10 protein-coding genes are annotated in these 16967 nt (G+C 48.9%); all 10 read right to left on the reverse strand.

Going from position 1 to position 16967, the window contains the following annotated elements; genetic code table 11:
• Window positions 1–38: 38 nt before the first annotated feature.
• Window positions 39–335, reverse strand: a complete 297-nt coding sequence (locus ACN4EG_RS09425) for a hypothetical protein (RefSeq protein ID WP_431629094.1) — start codon at window positions 333–335, stop codon at window positions 39–41.
• A 26-nt stretch (window positions 336–361) separates the two neighbouring features.
• Window positions 362–1456 (reverse strand): DnaJ C-terminal domain-containing protein, encoded by a 1095-nt coding sequence (locus tag ACN4EG_RS09430; RefSeq protein WP_431629095.1) that lies wholly within the window; start codon window positions 1454–1456, stop codon window positions 362–364.
• A gap of 172 nt (window positions 1457–1628) precedes the next feature.
• Window positions 1629–4262 (reverse strand): molecular chaperone DnaK, encoded by a 2634-nt coding sequence (gene dnaK, locus ACN4EG_RS09435; protein WP_431629096.1) that lies wholly within the window; start codon window positions 4260–4262, stop codon window positions 1629–1631.
• 345 nt (window positions 4263–4607) lie between these two features.
• Entirely contained in the window at window positions 4608–5039 is a 432-nt protein-coding gene (locus ACN4EG_RS09440) for an NUDIX domain-containing protein (RefSeq protein ID WP_431629097.1), read from the reverse strand.
• Between the two features lie 212 nt (window positions 5040–5251).
• Window positions 5252–5719 carry a DUF4079 domain-containing protein gene (locus ACN4EG_RS09445; RefSeq protein ID WP_431629098.1) on the reverse strand — a complete coding sequence of 156 codons (468 nt, stop codon included), beginning with the start codon at window positions 5717–5719 and terminating at the stop codon, window positions 5252–5254.
• A gap of 235 nt (window positions 5720–5954) precedes the next feature.
• Window positions 5955–9371 (reverse strand): PAS domain-containing hybrid sensor histidine kinase/response regulator, encoded by a 3417-nt coding sequence (locus tag ACN4EG_RS09450; protein ID WP_431629099.1) that lies wholly within the window; start codon window positions 9369–9371, stop codon window positions 5955–5957.
• 44 nt (window positions 9372–9415) lie between these two features.
• Window positions 9416–9739: an STAS domain-containing protein gene (locus tag ACN4EG_RS09455; RefSeq protein ID WP_431629100.1), complete on the reverse strand. Its 324-nt coding sequence runs from the start codon at window positions 9737–9739 to the stop codon at window positions 9416–9418.
• Between the two features lie 225 nt (window positions 9740–9964).
• Complete coding sequence (locus ACN4EG_RS09460) at window positions 9965–11770, reverse strand: glycosyltransferase family 2 protein (protein ID WP_431629101.1); 1806 nt, start codon at window positions 11768–11770, stop codon at window positions 9965–9967.
• 319 nt (window positions 11771–12089) lie between these two features.
• A complete protein-coding gene (locus tag ACN4EG_RS09465; protein ID WP_431629102.1) occupies window positions 12090–14906 on the reverse strand; it encodes a DUF3131 domain-containing protein in 2817 nt (938 codons plus the stop codon).
• 418 nt (window positions 14907–15324) lie between these two features.
• Window positions 15325–16827: a DUF3131 domain-containing protein gene (locus tag ACN4EG_RS09470; protein WP_431629103.1), complete on the reverse strand. Its 1503-nt coding sequence runs from the start codon at window positions 16825–16827 to the stop codon at window positions 15325–15327.
• Between the last annotated feature and the right edge of the window lie 140 nt (window positions 16828–16967).

A 16967-nucleotide genomic window follows, 5' to 3' on the forward strand; every position in this document is an offset into this window, starting at 1 on the left:
AGATTCAGCATGAGAAGGCTCTGGGCTACTGCTTCACATTATCCATTATTTCCCAACACGTCTGTTACATCCACAGCCTGCTGCTCAGCCTGAGCTTGGGCAGTCGTACTCATTACCCCAATGAGATGGGCCGCCACGGTTGCAACCTGTTGCTGCATGGATTGCTGTACAGATTGCTGGGGCGATTGTTGCATCGGTAAAGGATTCGCCCAACTGCTGGATGGCAGAAGCCCGATCGTTGCAACCTCAGCCAAGCAATAGCTGAACCAGTACCCAGAAAAATGTAGAAAAGTGATCAAATGACTCTGGGCAGTATTGGAAGAACCGCGAGGCATGATGAGAGAATCCCTGACGACACAGCCTACAACATTAAATTCGCACGGGGATTAAAACTTTCGATCTGCCGCAGTTTTTCATACAGATCCCGTTCTGGGGCAGAAATTTCCTTCGGTGTGACGATTTGTAGCTCGATGATTTGATCGCCCCGATCGCCCTCACCATCGGGATAGCCCTTTTTCGCGAGGCGCAACCGTTGTCCATGGCGGATGCCAGGGGGCAGGTTCACTTTGACCAACCCGTCTAAGGTGGGCACTTCAATTTCACCACCCAATACCGCTTCTGCCGGGGTCACCGGAAATTGGCAATTCACATTAACGCCATTGAGTTGATAAAACTTGTGGGGTGCAACATCAATACGCAGGTAAAGATCGCCGCCGTTCACGCCTTGGCCTTTCAACCGTACCCGTTGCCCCGTAACCATGCCTGTGGGCATATTCACTTCCAGCGATCGACCATCTTCTAGGCGAATTCGCTCTTTGCCACCGCTGTAGGCTTTTTCCAAAGGTACCGTTAGCTGCGCTTCGGCATCGCGGCGGGGACGCAGGGACGGGGGGTCTGCTGTGGCTGTCGCTCGACGGGGTTCCTCCACTTCCCGACGGGGAGGCGGATCTGCAAAGGTTTGTTGCTCAAAACGATTTTGGGATGGCTCTGTCCCGATCGATCCCCGGTTGCCGGAATAGTCATAGCCGCCGGTGGATCTTTGGCGATTGGCTTCACGGGCAGGCTTGCCGCCGCGACTGGCACTTTCGCGGGTGTTTAAGAGTTGATCGATGAAACTATTAAAGTCACTAAACGCAGAAAAATCGAGTTCTGGTTCTTCCGGGCGCGGGGTCGCTTCTCGCCGGAAAAAGTCTCCAAAGCCTTTATTAGAGGTTCCTGCAAAGCCCCGCTGTTTCCAGAAATTGCCGAACTTATCGTACTGCGCCCGTCGTTCTGGGTCAGACAAAACTTCGTAGGCTTCGTTTACTGATTTAAATTTTTCCTCCGCCGCCCGATCGCCCGGATTCAGGTCAGGGTGATACTGCCGAGCCAACCGTCGATAGGCGCGCTTAATTTCATCCCCTTCAGCATCACGGGAAACGCCCAGAATTTCGTAGTAGTTGCGGAAGTTTTGCATAGACAGTGGGTTTCAGGAGTCAGACCAGGGGGACAGGTATAGAAGGGCAGTCTATTTCTAGGCTATTCACGAATGGGGGCGCAGTGCATCCCGGAAATTGTTCATTCTAGGAATTGAATCCCGGTAGGACAATTGCGCAGGATTGAATTGCACAAGACTGAATCAATCTGGTTTACATCCAATCATCATCTTCGTCCCAGTTGTCATAGTCATAATTGGGCTTTTCTGGGCGGCGACGGGGATTGGCCGACCGTCGTCGATCGTCGTAGGTATCAGAACTGCGGGAAGATGCATCGTAGTAACCGGTTTCCCGATCGGCATAACTATCGCGGTAACGGTCACGTGCTTCTGGGTTATCACGATAGTTTTGATCAGTATTGCGATCGTCATAACCACGATCTTGATAGCCACGATCGTCATAACTGCGATTGTCGTAATCTCGGTTATTGTAATTCCGGCTTTCAGATCCCTGATAGGTGTTTCGGTTCGATGGATCTCGGTTGTAGGTGTCTTGACCGTAGGCATCCCGGCTATTGTAGGTGTCTCGACTATTGTAGGTATCTCGGCTGTAGGTGTCTCGACTATTGTAGGTGTCTCGGCTATCCCGGCTGTTGCGATCGCGACCACTTAAGTCATCCCGATTGCTATAGCCACTGGAACCACTACCGCTAGAACCCGTGCCATAGTTACTAGCTGATCCATAGTTACTAGAACCATAACTGCTAGAACCTGCGTTACTGGAGCCGGAGCTATCGGTCGATCGATTGCGATTGCCACCACTCCACTCATCAAAGGACGGATTGCGGCTATAGGGCAGCGATCGGGGCGGTTCCCCATAAGCCCCCCCATAATTACTTCCACCGTAGTTGTAAGATCCCCGGTTGTAATCGTAGGCATCGCGGCGATTGTAGTCGTTGTAATATTCGTCGTCCTCGTCCAGGAAGAAGTCCTTCACGGCTTTGAAGAAACCGCCTTCCTGTTCCTGCTCTTGGTTCAGGTCATAGACTTCCGATCGCAGGTCGTACAGCACATCTCGCAAATCTGCTTCAGTGATGTCAATCAGGCGATCGTCCCCATCCTTCAGGGCTTGACGCAGCTTTTGCACCAGCGGCTCAATGCGGTTGCGATAGGGCGCGACAAAATTCATCCCGAAGTCCAAAGTGGCTTCCCGCAGTTGCCGTTCCGCTTTTAAGGTCAGCTCCTCGGCTCGGTTGCGTTTCTCCACCTTTTCTTTGCGTAGGCGATCGGTATCGGCATACATTTCCGCATCCCGCAGCATCATTTGCACTTCGTCTTCACCCAGGGTGGAGGCTCCTTGAATCGTAATGCTCTGCTCACGACCCGTCGTGCGATCCATGGCGGTTACTTGCAGAATCCCGTTGGCATCAATATCGAAGGACACCTGTACCTGGGGAATGCCTCGGGGAGCTGGGGGAATGCCCATGAGCTTAAAGCGCCCCAGGGATTTGTTGCCATTGGCCATTTCCCGTTCGCCCTGAACGACGTTGATTTCCACAGAAGTCTGATTATCTTCCGATGTGGAGAAAATATCCGTCCGTCGCACGGGAATCGTGGTGTTGCGGGGGATCAACTTCTTCATGACGCCGCCGACGGTTTCCAGCCCGATCGACACGGGGGTCACATCCAGCAGCAGAATATCCTTCAGTTCCCCAGCCAGAACCCCAGCTTGAATCGCCGCACCGATCGCCACCACTTCATCGGGATTGACGTTTTGGTTGGGTTCCCGCCCCAGCATACTGCGGACAATATCCTGCACCATGGGCATCCGAGTGCCGCCCCCCACGAGCACCACCTCGTCAATGTCCATCGGCCCGAAACCTGCATCCCGCAGTGCTTGCTTCACAGGCATCCGAATTCGGCTCAGTAAATCGCTACATAAGCCTTCAAACTGCGATCGGGTAAGGCGAGTTTCAATGTGCTTCGGCCCGTCCGCTGTAGCAGTGATGAAGGGCAGGTTGATGTCGGTGACATTAACGCCGGACAACTCGATCTTGGCCTTTTCCGCCGCTTCCGTCAGTCGCTGCAACGATTGCCGATCCTTGCGCAGGTCAATGCCTTCCGCTTCTAGAAATTCATCGGCCAACCAGTTAACGATCGCCATATCAAAATCGCCGCCTCCCAGTTGGGTATCACCGCTGGTCGATCGCACTTCAAACACACCATCGCCCACTTCCAGTACCGAAACATCAAAGGTGCCGCCCCCCAAGTCAAAAACGAGAACTAACTCATTTTGGTGACGATCGAGGCCATAGGCCAGGGATGCGGCAGTGGGTTCATTCAAAATCCGCTTGACTTCCAACCCAGCAATGCGGCCTGCATCGCGGGTAGCCTGCCGTTGGGAGTCATTAAAATACGCTGGGACGGTGATGACTGCACCCGTGACAGGTTCGCCCAGATAGCGACTGGCTTCTTCCGCCAGCTTGCGCAGCACCATCGCTGACACTTCCTCCGGCGCAAAATCTTTATCTAAACGGGGACAGTTAATTCGGACATTACCCCGATCGTCTCGCCGTACAGTGTAGGGGACTTGCTTGGATTCCGATGTGAGTTCACTGTACTTCCTTCCCACAAAGCGTTTGATCCCATAAAAGGTGTTTTGTGGATCCAGGACGGCTTGACGGCGAGCCATCTGGCCAACGAGCCGCTCTCCATCCTTGCTGATGCCCACTACGGAAGGAGTCGTGCGCATACCTTCGACGTTCGCGATGACGACGGGTTTTCCGCCTTCCATCACAGCAACGACGGAATTAGTGGTGCCTAGGTCGATTCCAACGACTCTTGCCATGCGTGCGATGCTCCTCGCGGCCTATCAGTACTAAACGATTGAGAACGAACGATTGAGAACTTTAGCTGGATTTATTGTATCTTGCCACTACTTGAATCATGTGACTACGAATCATGGCGACTCAGTTGGCAGGAACTGGAGAAAGCTGCAACGAGTCCAGCCTGACTAGAACTAGCAACTTGAGTGAGTAGATCCCGTCGACCATGGCGTCGATCATGCCGCCGATCGTTACTAGGCCTTGCCCTGGTTCCTCTTACCCGTCTAGATTCTCCGCATCAGGATAGCGTAACTGGTGTAACGGATTTGGGAGATTCATGGGAGCGTACAAGGGAGAGGACCGGGAAATCAACTGACACGGGGACGCATGCCGTAGTGGCGATAATTCAGGTAATCCCGCAGGATGTGATCGTGATCGAAGCAGAGGTTCTTGGGAATTTGATGGACTGGGACGATCGCGGAATTTTTGGCATCATCTCCGGCTTTGGGGTCACCCGTGGCGGTGGCGATGTAAACCAAGCTGACGGTGTGTTGCCGTTTATCGCGACTGGGATCGGAGTAAATGCCCAATAAATCCACCAGTTCTACTGCTAGACCGATTTCCTCCATGGCCTCTCTGCGGGCAGTCGTTTCTGCGGTTTCGCCATAGTCCATAAATCCGCCAGGAATGGCCCAGCCAAGGGGTTCGTAATGCCGTTCAATCAAGATGATGGGCCGATCGGGCCGATCGATCAGTTCAATGATGATATCAACAGCAGGATAGGGCGTTTTGAGGTTCACAGGCGAGCTCTCAGTGAGGAATCTTTTCTAGGGTACAGGAGCGATCGGGCTTTGATGCGATGGGGCTGGGAGATTTCGGGGGGAGGGCTAGCAAATCTAGGAAAGTTATGAAAAAAGGGGACGAGTTCTGTCCCCCATTAAATCTAATACCTGTGAATCTAATACCTGGTCTTATGTCTGGTCTCACACCGGATTTGATCGCTGAAGCACCCTTAGCCCATGCGGCTGATGATGCGTTGAACGATGTCCATTCCAGTCACGGCCTGCCATGCGAAGAGTCCCACCAGAGCAGTATTTAACGTAATGTGGAAAATTCTTGCCCATTCTGCGCCCTTTTGCATGTAGGGCACCAGGGACGCAGAGGTGGCAATCAATCCGGTCATACCCAGACCTGCAATCAGGTGCGGCCCAACAAAAAGTTTGCCGTTGTTGATATAAGTGACTGCCATCCCGCCGATTGTACCCAGAACCATGAGGGCAAGCAGAATGGAACCGACTTGATGATGTTTGATGTTGAATTTGCCTTTGAGCAGTTCTTTTTTGATGTCGCCTTCTGCGGTGCGGGCGCGACGCCACTGGAGTCCGGTATAGAGGGCATAGCCAGTAAAGGCAAGGAGCACCCACATCAGCAAGGGATGGCCAAACTGACTATAGGTTTTAAGGGATTCTGGCAGTTCCATGGTGTTCTCTTGATGGCTTAGGGATCGTAATAAAACTTAGCATAATGGATCCCTAGATAGTTATGTTATTGATTTCTTACAGATTGATTTTTTGCAGATTGGTTTTTTGCAGGTTATTGCCTGCGGCTAGGCGGGTGCTTAAAGCCATAGGGTTGAATTGCTAAATTGCTTTCGTAGACAAATTACTCCTATTAGGAGCCAGCAATAGGTGTGCAATTCTCTAGAAGACGATCGCTTAATCCACTGCAAACCGCTGTTTGAAATAATTGTGGATCTGATGATATTCGTATTGCATCAACTGACTGATTGCTGCACTCTGTGCCAGCTGGCATTGCTGGCTCTGCTGTTCTAGTTCACCACAAAGCTTAGCAAGTTTGAGAGCACCTAGGTAGGCACTGCTGGATTTCAGTTGGTGGGCAGATTTGGCGATCGTTATGGCATCTTGACGTGCGATTGCCTGTTCAATGTCCTGTAATAACTGTGGGGTATTGGTGAAGTAGCAGGCTAAAAGAGCATCCAAGGTCGATCGATCTCCCTGAATCATGTCCTGTAATTTCTGGAGCTCTGCTTCGTTGATGCTGGGGGTAGTGAGAATATCGGGTGAAACTGTTAAGCCTGAAGTAGCGCTGGGAGCGGAATGGGTTTGAGGATGGTAGGATTGGGATAAGGAACCTGTTAGGGCCGATGCAAAAAGAGGCGATGAACCTATTTGGGGGACTGTGACAGAATTATCTATAGCAGCATTGTCTATAGTATTTTCAGAAGTATTTATAGAAGCATTTACAGCTATAGCATTTTCAGCTACAGTGTCTTCTCCTAACTGGAGTGTTGTCTCTAATACGTCATTCTGGGTGCGCCATCGCTCAATTGCAGCTTTAAAATCGTCTGGTTCAATTGGCTTGCTGAGATAATCATTCATCCCAGCATCTAAGCAGCGTTCCCGTGCGCCATCTAGAACATTAGCAGTGATAGCAATAATATGAATAGGTGGCACTTGGTGCTGTCGATCGGGTGGGGTAAGACGTTGCTCGACTTCCCAGTCGCGAATTCGGCGAGTTGCTTCCAGCCCGTCTAGTATGGGCATTTGAATATCCATTAAAATGATGTCGTAGGGCTGGCGTTTGACAGCCTCCCATGCCTCAAGGCCATTAGTAGCTAGATCTGCTAGATGTCCTAAGCGCTTTAACATCAGAAATGCTAGCTTTTGATTAATTGGGTTATCTTCAGCGAGTAAGATACGGAGTGATTGCTTCTGTGGAGCTGTTCCCTTGGGTGCTACGGAGGCAGGCTTGTTGCGGCGATTGGATTTGGTGGAAGTCAGTTTTTCGTTGGGTATTGGCTCGTTTTTTGGATGATTGAGTGCCTGAATAAGTCTGTTATAGAGCTGAGAGTATTTGAGTGGTTTACTCAACCAAATTGGAGAAAATTCCTGTACTAAGTTTTTCTGTTGAGCTTGATTAGGGCTGCCGAAGTAAATACCGGGTAAGTTGCGTAACTTGAGCTGGTGTTGAATTTGTTGAGCCAGTTTTGAATTGTCTAAGGTTGATAAATTACCGTCTAGAATAACAAAGTTGAATTCTGTTGATCGATCTGTTGCTTGGCTCAATAGGGTGAGAGCTGCATTCAGTGAATGGGCAGTCACAACCTGCATTTGCCAAAATTGGGCTTGTTGAGCCAGAATTTCGCAGTAGGTTGAAGAAGCTGCAATGATGAGTAGTCGTTTACCTGCTAAGGCCGATTGGCTAGGGGTATACAATGGGTGCTGGTTTGGAGCGGCTAATCTTGAGACTGCTTTTGAGGATGGGGCGGGATTTGAGTCATCTACTTGAACAACGATCGTAAAATAAAATGTAGAACCTGCGTGAACAGTTTTCGGCTCACTAGTTGCTTTCGCTATTACGTCTATTAAGCGGGTAAATTCTGGAGGAGGTAGCTGAAAATGTGGGGAAGGATTGCCCGTTACGGCTCCATTACTTTCTACCCAAATATCTCCGCCCATTAATTTGCAGAGCTGTTTACTAATGGCTAACCCTAAACCCGTGCCTCCATAATGGCGAGCCGTTGATGCATCGACTTGGCTAAAGGGTTTAAATAAGCGATCGGCTCGATCTCTGGGAATCCCAATCCCTGTATCTTGAATAATGAACAGCAGTTCATAATCCGATGACCTATGAGTTAATTGATTAAGTTGTTGTGAATGTTGTGATTTCGATTCGTGAAGCTTTTTTGCAGTGATATAGATGCAAACTTCACCAGTGTCAGTGAACTTGATAGCATTATTGAGAATATTGACAAGAATCTGACGTAAACGATTATGATCACTGAAGATTTGTTGAGGAACCTGCGGGCTTATTAAATAAGCTATCTCTAAGTCTTTCTCGTAAGCTTTGCTACCTAATAAGTCTAGCGTTTTCTCTAAACAAGTTTGTAAATTAAATGTTTGTGATTCTAATTCTAGGGCTCCAGATTCAATTTTGGAAAAGTCTAGAAAATCATTAATGATTTCGACCAGAGCATGACCACTATTCCGGATAGTGGTGACAAAATCCTGCTGCTGAGTATTTAGGGGAGTATCCAGCAGTAAATCCGTCATACCAATGACTGCATTCATTGGTGTACGAATTTCATGACTGATCATAGCTAGAAAATTACTCTTGGCATGATTCGCAGCTTCTGCGTCTCGGCGTGCCTTTTCTAAGGCAAAGTTCTTGAGGGTTAATTCTTCCCGTTGTTGAATTTCTTGGTCTAGAAGCTGCTTTAGTTCTTGCTCTGATTGTCTTCTTGGGGTGATGTCTTGGTATTTCCAGAAGTGGCCTTGATATTGCTGATCGACAAAAATTGGAATGTACGATCGCTCCAAAATTCGTCCATCTACTAATTCAACTGCATCAGCTAGAACCGGCTGCTGCTGGGCAAGGATGGTCTCAATCTTTTGAAAAGTTTGTTCAGGATTGAGAAAAATACTGCGAGATGCTTGCGCCAATTCTGCACAATTTTGGCCTAAAAGAACTGAAGGGGAAACCGGAATTGCGAAGAGATCACAAAAATCTTGATTCACTAAAATAATTTGCCGATACTCATCTTCTACCAAAACCCCTGCTTGAAGATTTTCAATTAAAGTGGCTAGCCTAGCCTTGGCCGATTGAAGATGGGACTCTGCCTGCTTCCTTGCTTGAATATCTTCAACTATGCAGAGATCGTAAAGTGGTTGTCCCTGGGGGTTACAGACAAGGGAACGGGTAAGGTTGACCCATTGTAGCTTGCCATCTTTGCGAAAATAGCGCTGTTCAGCAGAGACTACCTGGGGGATAGGGGCATTGGCTTGGGCATAGGAAGGCACGATCGGGGAAGCGATTGCAGAAGACCGGATGGCTTCTTCTGGCGGAATCAAGTCATGCCACGATCGAGATAATAATTCCGCCTCTGTATAGCCCAAAATTGCACAAAATTGTGGATTCACTTTGAGAAATCGCCCTGACTGCCCATCGGTCAGCGTAATGCCTACCCCAGCTTGCTCAAAGACAGCGCGAAACAGGGTTTCAGGATCAACTCCCGCCAGCAAATTGGACGGGGGGCTGTCTGGTGAATCGGGAACTACAAATTGTGAAGGTGAGTTCGTGAGTCGGGGGGCAGGGAGCTTGGCAGGTTCCATCGCAATGTTCAAGGCTAGGGGCTAATCTCAACATTTCCAAGGACTTATTGCCCCATCATGGCTTCCTGGGGACTCACTTCTTGGGGAAAAATTTGAAAAATGCCATCCATCGCGGTGAGTTCTAATAGCATTCTCACTTGATCATTGATGGCGCGTAAACCTAGGGTGCCGCCTACCGAGCGGACTTTCTGAAATGCCATGACGAGGGCGCTCAAGCCGGAACTGTCCATCAGTTCAACATCGCGACAATCAATCAAAATACAAGGATGACCGTTGTCTACCAATTGGTTGATCTCCTGCCGAAGTTGGTTGCCTTGAATGCTGTCTAGAAGTCCGGTTGGGTAAATGACTTGCACTGTCGCGCACACGATTTTAACCTCCAAAAAGTGAGAAAACTGAAGCTTCGCCCCGATCATTATCCCTGCATCGATCGTTGTCACTGCTCATCAATCCCGTTGAAATGGTGATCGGAGAGGATTGAAGCAGCTAGAATCCTGAATGGGGTTTAATATTTTCAATCATTGACGAGCTCTAAGATGGACTGGCTTAGTGTACCCATAGAACCTTGCCTAATCACAGTGTCGATCAGGCTGTTAAACCCTTTGGGGTTGCCAGATAGCAGCTCGAATAATGACCCATAACAGGGCAAGATTGTAGACTGACCAAGCGATATTTAACCCATACACCCACGGATCTATCGATTGCCCTAAGAGCCATAGTCCTCCCCGCCAGAGAATACCGATTACCGTTAGGCAAAAGATTGTCAGTTGAGGAATTACTAGGTTGATGTAAATTCCAGATTGACGTTGTTTAGGGGTGACTTGAAATTTGATGGGACGACGAGTGATGACGCTCCATACTGCTTGGATGAATAAAGGGAAAAGGGCTACAGCATATTGTTCTGCACGCCAAAGTTCACTGGCGGGTACACCCCAAGCGATCGTGAGAAACGTGATACGGTTGAGAATAAAAGCAGGTATAAAGTGATCTGCAAAATCTACGCCATAGGAATCGACGGGAATCCATCCTGTAAAGAAATAAACAATGGGACAAACTAAGAAGACTAACGTGGCAAATCCAGAGAAGTAACTATACATTGTCTGGAAATACTGAAGTTGCTGCCAGAAGGTCAGTCCAGTCTTCATCCAAGGATTTTCCTGAAGCAATACTTGAATAGTGCCTTGAGCCCAGCGTAGCCGTTGCTTCAGCGTAGAACTCAGGTCATCCGGTGCCAGTCCTTTGGCTAAAACTTCATTGTGGTAAATCGATTGCCACCCGGCTGCATGGAGTCGCATGGCGGTGTTCATATCTTCAGTAATGCTAATACTAGAGACGCCCCCAATCAAATCAAATTCATCTAAGCGACTTGCGTCTTTTTCGTAGGCTTTAGAGAAGTATTTTAATCCTGTATTGACTAATGCTTCCCGTCGTAGAATGGCATTCGTCCCGGTGTAAAAGGCTGCGTTAAACCCATCTTTGCCCTGTTGAATCGGGCCATAAAACAGGTGGGCACGGTGACCAAAGGGATCTCCCTTGGGTAAGTTGTAGAAATCTTGGGGCGTTTGGACGATCGCAATGCGATTGTTCTCATATTTCCCAGTGGTTGGGTTATAGGTGAAAAAATAAGGGAGAACGTGCTTGACAATGTTGCGATCGGGGATGTGATCGGCATCGAGCGTAAGAATTAAATCGCCCGTAGTGCCGCCTGCAAACAATGCATAGTTAATATTTCCTGCCTTGGCGTGGTGGGGCCGCCCCGTGGGCTTGGGTCGAGCAATGTAGAGACAACGGGGCAGGCTGGATAGGGCCTGATTTTGTCGTGCGATCGCCTGCTTCAGTCGCTTTTCTTCTGCAAGGATTTGGTCGTTGATGCTCCGGTGTTGGCCATTTTGAAAAGTAAATAATTTTTGGAGCACTTGCAAAAACCGCAAAGGGCGATCTCTATCTGGCAGTTCCAGAGAGGTGGGGAGATTTTCAAGAAAAGCCTCCGCTGCTTGAGCTTCTGGGGCAAGTTGGGTGAGACGATCGAGCTGAGCTTGGAGTTGAGCTTGTTCCCCTTGGATCTGTTCGGCGGCGGTGACCAATTCGGGCGAGGCCAAATCCTCTACACACCGCTGCTCCACCATCGCTTTCATGTCCGACGAATTCCCATCATCAAGAACATATACTCGCAATTTAGTCGCTGGATAATCAATTTGCAAAGCGGCTTCTAGGGTCGCTTGAACCAGTTCAACGGGTTCGCTATAGCAAGTGATAAAGACATCAACCGTGGGGAGATCCTTAGCGGGGAAAGCTGGAATGAGGGCGTCCAAGGGTTTGATCTGTCGTTCGAGTGGTCGCCATAGTCCCAGAATAAACATCGAACCATTAATGTAGCTGTAAATCTCTGCTAATAACAACGGAATTGACAGCCAAAGAACATTGAAATTGATGGAATTGTGAAGTCTCCATTTTAGATACCACATTCCGATTATCAAGTTGATGATGGCAAAGTAGCGAAACAAAAGGGTATTTCGTCGCAGCCGCGATCGTTGATTTTTGAAGCGAGGAAAACTTGAATTTGTTTCGTTAGCTGGCATCATAACCTAGGTCACCCAAGGGAAGTGGGGGAATCGAATAACAAACGATGGAAGATGTGAGTTGCATTTACTAATTCATCACGCTTGCAAATTCATCACGGTTACTAACTTGTTGCGTTGAATGACTAGCAGCATAGACTCACGGACTAGACTGCTTCACGCTGGTAGGTGGGGACGAAATCCAATAGGTGTTCTCTCCATTGCGGAACAATTGGATGGTGGGCTTGTCGTAGGTGGGTAATCCGCGCCCCATGTCTTCTTCATGATGGGTTTGCCACCAAGGTGTTTTGAGATTGAGGGATGTGTTGAGAAGAGGTGTTGACCCGGTTGCTTGATAAAGCAATGCAGCCAAAATTAGACTGTTGGTACTACTGCTAAAGGCATGGGCTGCTTTGCCTGTTTTTTCGTAGAAGCCTTCGTAGTAGCCCAATAGGGGACTATATAGATCTAATACACTTTCCCGCAGTTCTCGAAGAACAGGTTCTTGGGGCCAGAGTGCATCGTAGGCAAAGGCCGCAGCAGTATTGACTAATCGTTGATTGGGAATGGAATTTCCGGCGTCATCCAGGGTTTCCCAGGCATTGCCTTTTCCCACTAGGGTGTTGTGAATGATGTAGGGCGATCGCTCAATTAAGGCAGTTCCAGAGGTGGTCAACTTTCCGGTGCGTTGATAGTGTTTGATTTGTGCGGTCATCATTGGTGCGACCAACGATCGCATTTTAGGATCGAATCCCAATTCCAGTCCATAGAACAGAAAGGCGTTGTGCAGGGTAACCGTGTCGGAAGCCAATGCTTCCTTGGAGCGCACTCTCGTGATGGGAATGGATTCCCCTTCCACTGAGGTTGTTCGATATTGCTCGCCAATTTCCGAACGATTGACATCAAAGCCCCAGAGTTGGAAACCTCGGGCAGCGTATTCTTCGTAGCCAAATCGAGTTTCTGGCGTAATGCGAGGGGCGGCTTGGCCGTTACTACGCTGGGTGGTTTTAGCACTGTAGAGGGCACCATTTCGCACAATGCGTAAATAGGACCAATCGAGGGGAATGGCATCCACTGCTGCGGCATATTCCGGATGACAGGTTTTCAGGATGGACAAGCTGGTGAGAAAACGACCGATGTCGATCGCCGACCAACCAATGCCGTCCGCAGTGGGGTTATTGCCATAGTCCACAGGTTTGAGGGTGCGGGTGTTGTAGCCCCGATGGGGCAGTTCTCCGGTGAACAAGGGCAGTTGGGCCACCGTTCCCAGTAAATTTCGCACCCGTTGATCAAACTTTTGGGGCGAGATGAGGTCTAGTGATCGGGCGGTATGTAAGGCCACAACATAGTCTCCCAATCCCCAGAGGGTTGCTGCTTTTACATCACTGCGATCGTTGACCAATCCGCTGGGTTCCGTTTGGGCTTCAAAGTAGCGCCATGCTGCCTCCGCATAGCGGCGCTTGGGAACCGTCAGCGGGGTTTTGGGCAGGCTGCATTGGGACGGTTGGGGATCGCCTACGGGCGGAATCGGCGTGGCGATCGCAACGGTTTCGGAAGGATTAGCGATCGAGGTATTAGGAGGGGTGGGCGCAGCGGGAGCGGAGGTTGCTGGACTGGAAACCGGATTTGAGTTGCTTGTTGAGACCGCTGGGGGCTGGGTTCCGGAATTCCCCGCACCCGTAGGAATCAAGGGACGATTACCTCGCGCTTTGTAATAGAGAATTTCTAGAATTAAGCCATTGGTGTTCCCCGTTAAGGCTTTGTTGGGCTGCTTGGTTTCTTCATACAAACCCGCGTAAAACCCATCCTTCTCTGGCCCGTAGAGCATTTTGACAGCATTTAGCAACTGTTGCCCATACCCACTCTCGGGATAGAGATAGCGCCACCCAAAGGCTGCTTTGGTGCTGATGCTACGCAGTTGGGGATAGGGTTGGTTGGTTTCGGTAATCGTAGCCCAGGGTTGGCCGTTGGCGTAGACCGTGTTGTATAGGAAGTAGGGGGGGCCATCGATGTTATCTTCTGTGACGGCGGTCAGTTGTCCGGTTTGTTGGAAGCGACGTTCTTGGACTTGAAAGACCCGTGATGCGTAGTCCGCCATTTCTCGGTCAAAGCCAAACTCAATGCCATCGAGAATGTAGGATTCGCTAACGATATAGTTATTGGCATTGGTACTCTGAAAATCCCGTTCATCCACTGGAATTTTAATCCCGTAGATATCCACTAACTTAAACGGCTCAAACGCTAACGCCTTAGGGGCTTGGTATCCCCACAGTTGATAGCCCCGCACTGCATATTCTTCGTAGCCCAAGCGCCCTTCCTGTACCAGCAGAGTTTTGCCTTGAGGGTCGATCATTGCACCGTAGAGTTGTCCCTCTTTGACCGATCGATCAATTTGCCATCGATCCAGCACACCTTTAATCCAATCGTTATATTGCGGATGACAAGTGCGAATTACGTGAAACGCAGCCAGCATCCGTCCAATATCTAAGGCAGACCAACCAATCCCCCGATCAGTGGGTTCATTGTTGTAATTCACCATTTTGCCGTTGGCTGCATGGTAGGTCTTATTGGGCAGAATGCCTTCAAATAATTGGAGTTTTCCAATACCATTTAAGAATGCATTGAGCTTATTATCGAATTCTGCTTGATCAATTAAGTTGAGCCAGCGGGCAGAGTTAAGTGCCATCAAATAGTTGCCCATATCCCACAGAGAGCCAGAGGGGTAACCTCCAACGGAGTTTGTAAAGCCTGTGCTGGGCTGGTAGTTTTTGACGAAATACTGCCATGCAATTCGTGATTGCTCCTGTTCTTCTGGTGTGAGGGGATTGCGAATTTGCTCGCAGGCTAAATTGGCAGGGGCTGGCTGGGCTAACAGATGGACTGGGCTGATTCCTGACAGCAAGCTTTGTAAAATTAATCCCACTAAAAAAGCTGCCGTGCAACGAATCCATCTGGGATAGTGCTTAATTGATCTCATAGAATTCAACTGTATAACTGCAACATTAGAAAACGGGACTACCGAAACGCACAAAGCCTCTCAAGCTTGTTACTTGCAAGAAATCATAATTTAAAAGAAGGTTGAGTAATTTTAAGGGGATTTAGTGTGAAAGATTGGGGATGATTCAGTTACGTTCATCGGGGTAGGAACGCTTTGTGGTGGAGCAATGCTGGTTTGGAATAGCACGCTTGACGCAGATGCAGTTCTTGGGGAGTGGCTATAAGGCCATATCGAGAGCATGATGACTGAAAATACGCTAAAAGGGATAAAATCAAGTCATAGAGAGGGATGTAACATCTTTTCTAAATTGCGAAGATTAGGTCTGTCTTCTACGCATGGGTTCACCACATCATGGGTTCACATCATGGGTTCACACGGTGAGGCTAGGGAAGGCAAGCTAGGGGGCTATTGTGGATGGACCAGTAGGAAGCGATTCCTCAGATCTAGGTACGTTTACTTGTGCCCACTGAATCAAGGGTTGGCCAACTTGTTGGTACAGCAAGCTCTCTAAAATGACGCCATTGTTATTGGCGGTTAACGCCTTGTTAGGACTATTGAGGGATTCATAAAAGCCGTTGTACCAACCTTTGTCTGCTTTTAACTGCGTTTGGACAAACTGGGATAGTTTCTCAGTGTAAGGGGTGTTATACAGCACATGCCATCCGATCGCTGCCTTTGCACTGAGGAAGCGTAAATCTGGTCGTGAAGTCCGGGTATCGGTAATCGTGCCCCAGGGTTGACCATTGACAAAGAGCGTGTTGTAGACAAAATAGGGAGCCCGATCGAGGTTATCTTCAGTCACTGCTGTGAGTTGATTGGTGGCCTGGTAGCGCGATTCTTGGGCAGCGAGAATGCGATCGGCGTAGGCTTTAGGCAACGACTGAAATCCAGTTTCAATACCATCTAAAATATAGGGCTCACTCAACACATAGTTATTAGCTCCTGAGGTTGCATGATCCCGTTTATCGTAGGGGACACCTTGGTTATAGAGATTGACGAAAGCGGTGTTTGATCTCGTTTCTAGGGCTTTTTCAACATTGAGTCCCCAGAGTTTTAAGCCAAAGGCAGCATAATTTTCATAGCCTAAACGGCCTTCCTGATGGTACTGTTCTTTGCCATTGATCACACTGGTACCAAACATTTGGCCCTGTTGAGTTAACCGTTGAACGTTCCAGGAATTGCGAATTGCAGTGACTTGGGGCTGAAATTTTGGATAGCGTGACCCCACAATTTGTAGCCAAATCACCATGCGGCCCAGATCGATCGCCGACCAGCCAATTTCTTCCGGCTTATCTAACTTGCCGTAGTTAACCGGAATCAACGTTTTAGCGTTATAGACCTTGTTGGGTAGTTCCTTGCGATAGAGGGGCAGCTTGGCCAGTGTGGTCAGCATTCGATCGAGTTTTTGCTCGAATTCTGCGGTTGGGATAATCCTTAATTCTTTTGCACTAACCAGCGCGGCCAGAGCGGCGGCCTGATCCCACAGCGTAACGGACGCAAAGTCATTGACAGAGTTAACTAACCCTGTGGTCTCATTCCAGTTATGGCGGAAATATTCCCATGCGTGGCGAGCGATCGCCTGTTCGGTTGCAGTTAAGGGGCGTGCAGCAACGGGTACAGCGGTTAGCTTGATAGGCAATTGTTGCGCCAAAGGAACAGGTGTTCCTTCCCATTGAACAGCTTGAGCATCCAATTTGGCTAAGCGTTTTGCCTGGGAGTTGAGCATCTCCGACTGCTGACTATTGAGGGATTCTGTTGCGTTCTTATTACTAGTGTTAGGATTCGGAAATTTTGTTGCAAGGGTCTCAATCCCGAAAATCAGTGCGATCGCGGTCGCAATTCCACTGACGATCGTAAATGCAACTCTGCCCCGAGGTGGTGGCTCAAAATCTGGATTCATAATCTGAGAGGTAAATGCCTAACGAATGATGAGCAATTTCTAATCAACCAAACGGACAGAACTTTTAAAATTCTTAACTATAGATTGCCCAAACAATGAAGTAAATCAAAACCCATCCGAGTTATTTGGGAGAACTTTTT

Origin of the sequence: Alkalinema pantanalense CENA528 (assembly GCF_050753345.1) — a bacterium.
Taxonomy (GTDB): domain Bacteria; phylum Cyanobacteriota; class Cyanobacteriia; order Leptolyngbyales; family Leptolyngbyaceae; genus Alkalinema; species Alkalinema pantanalense.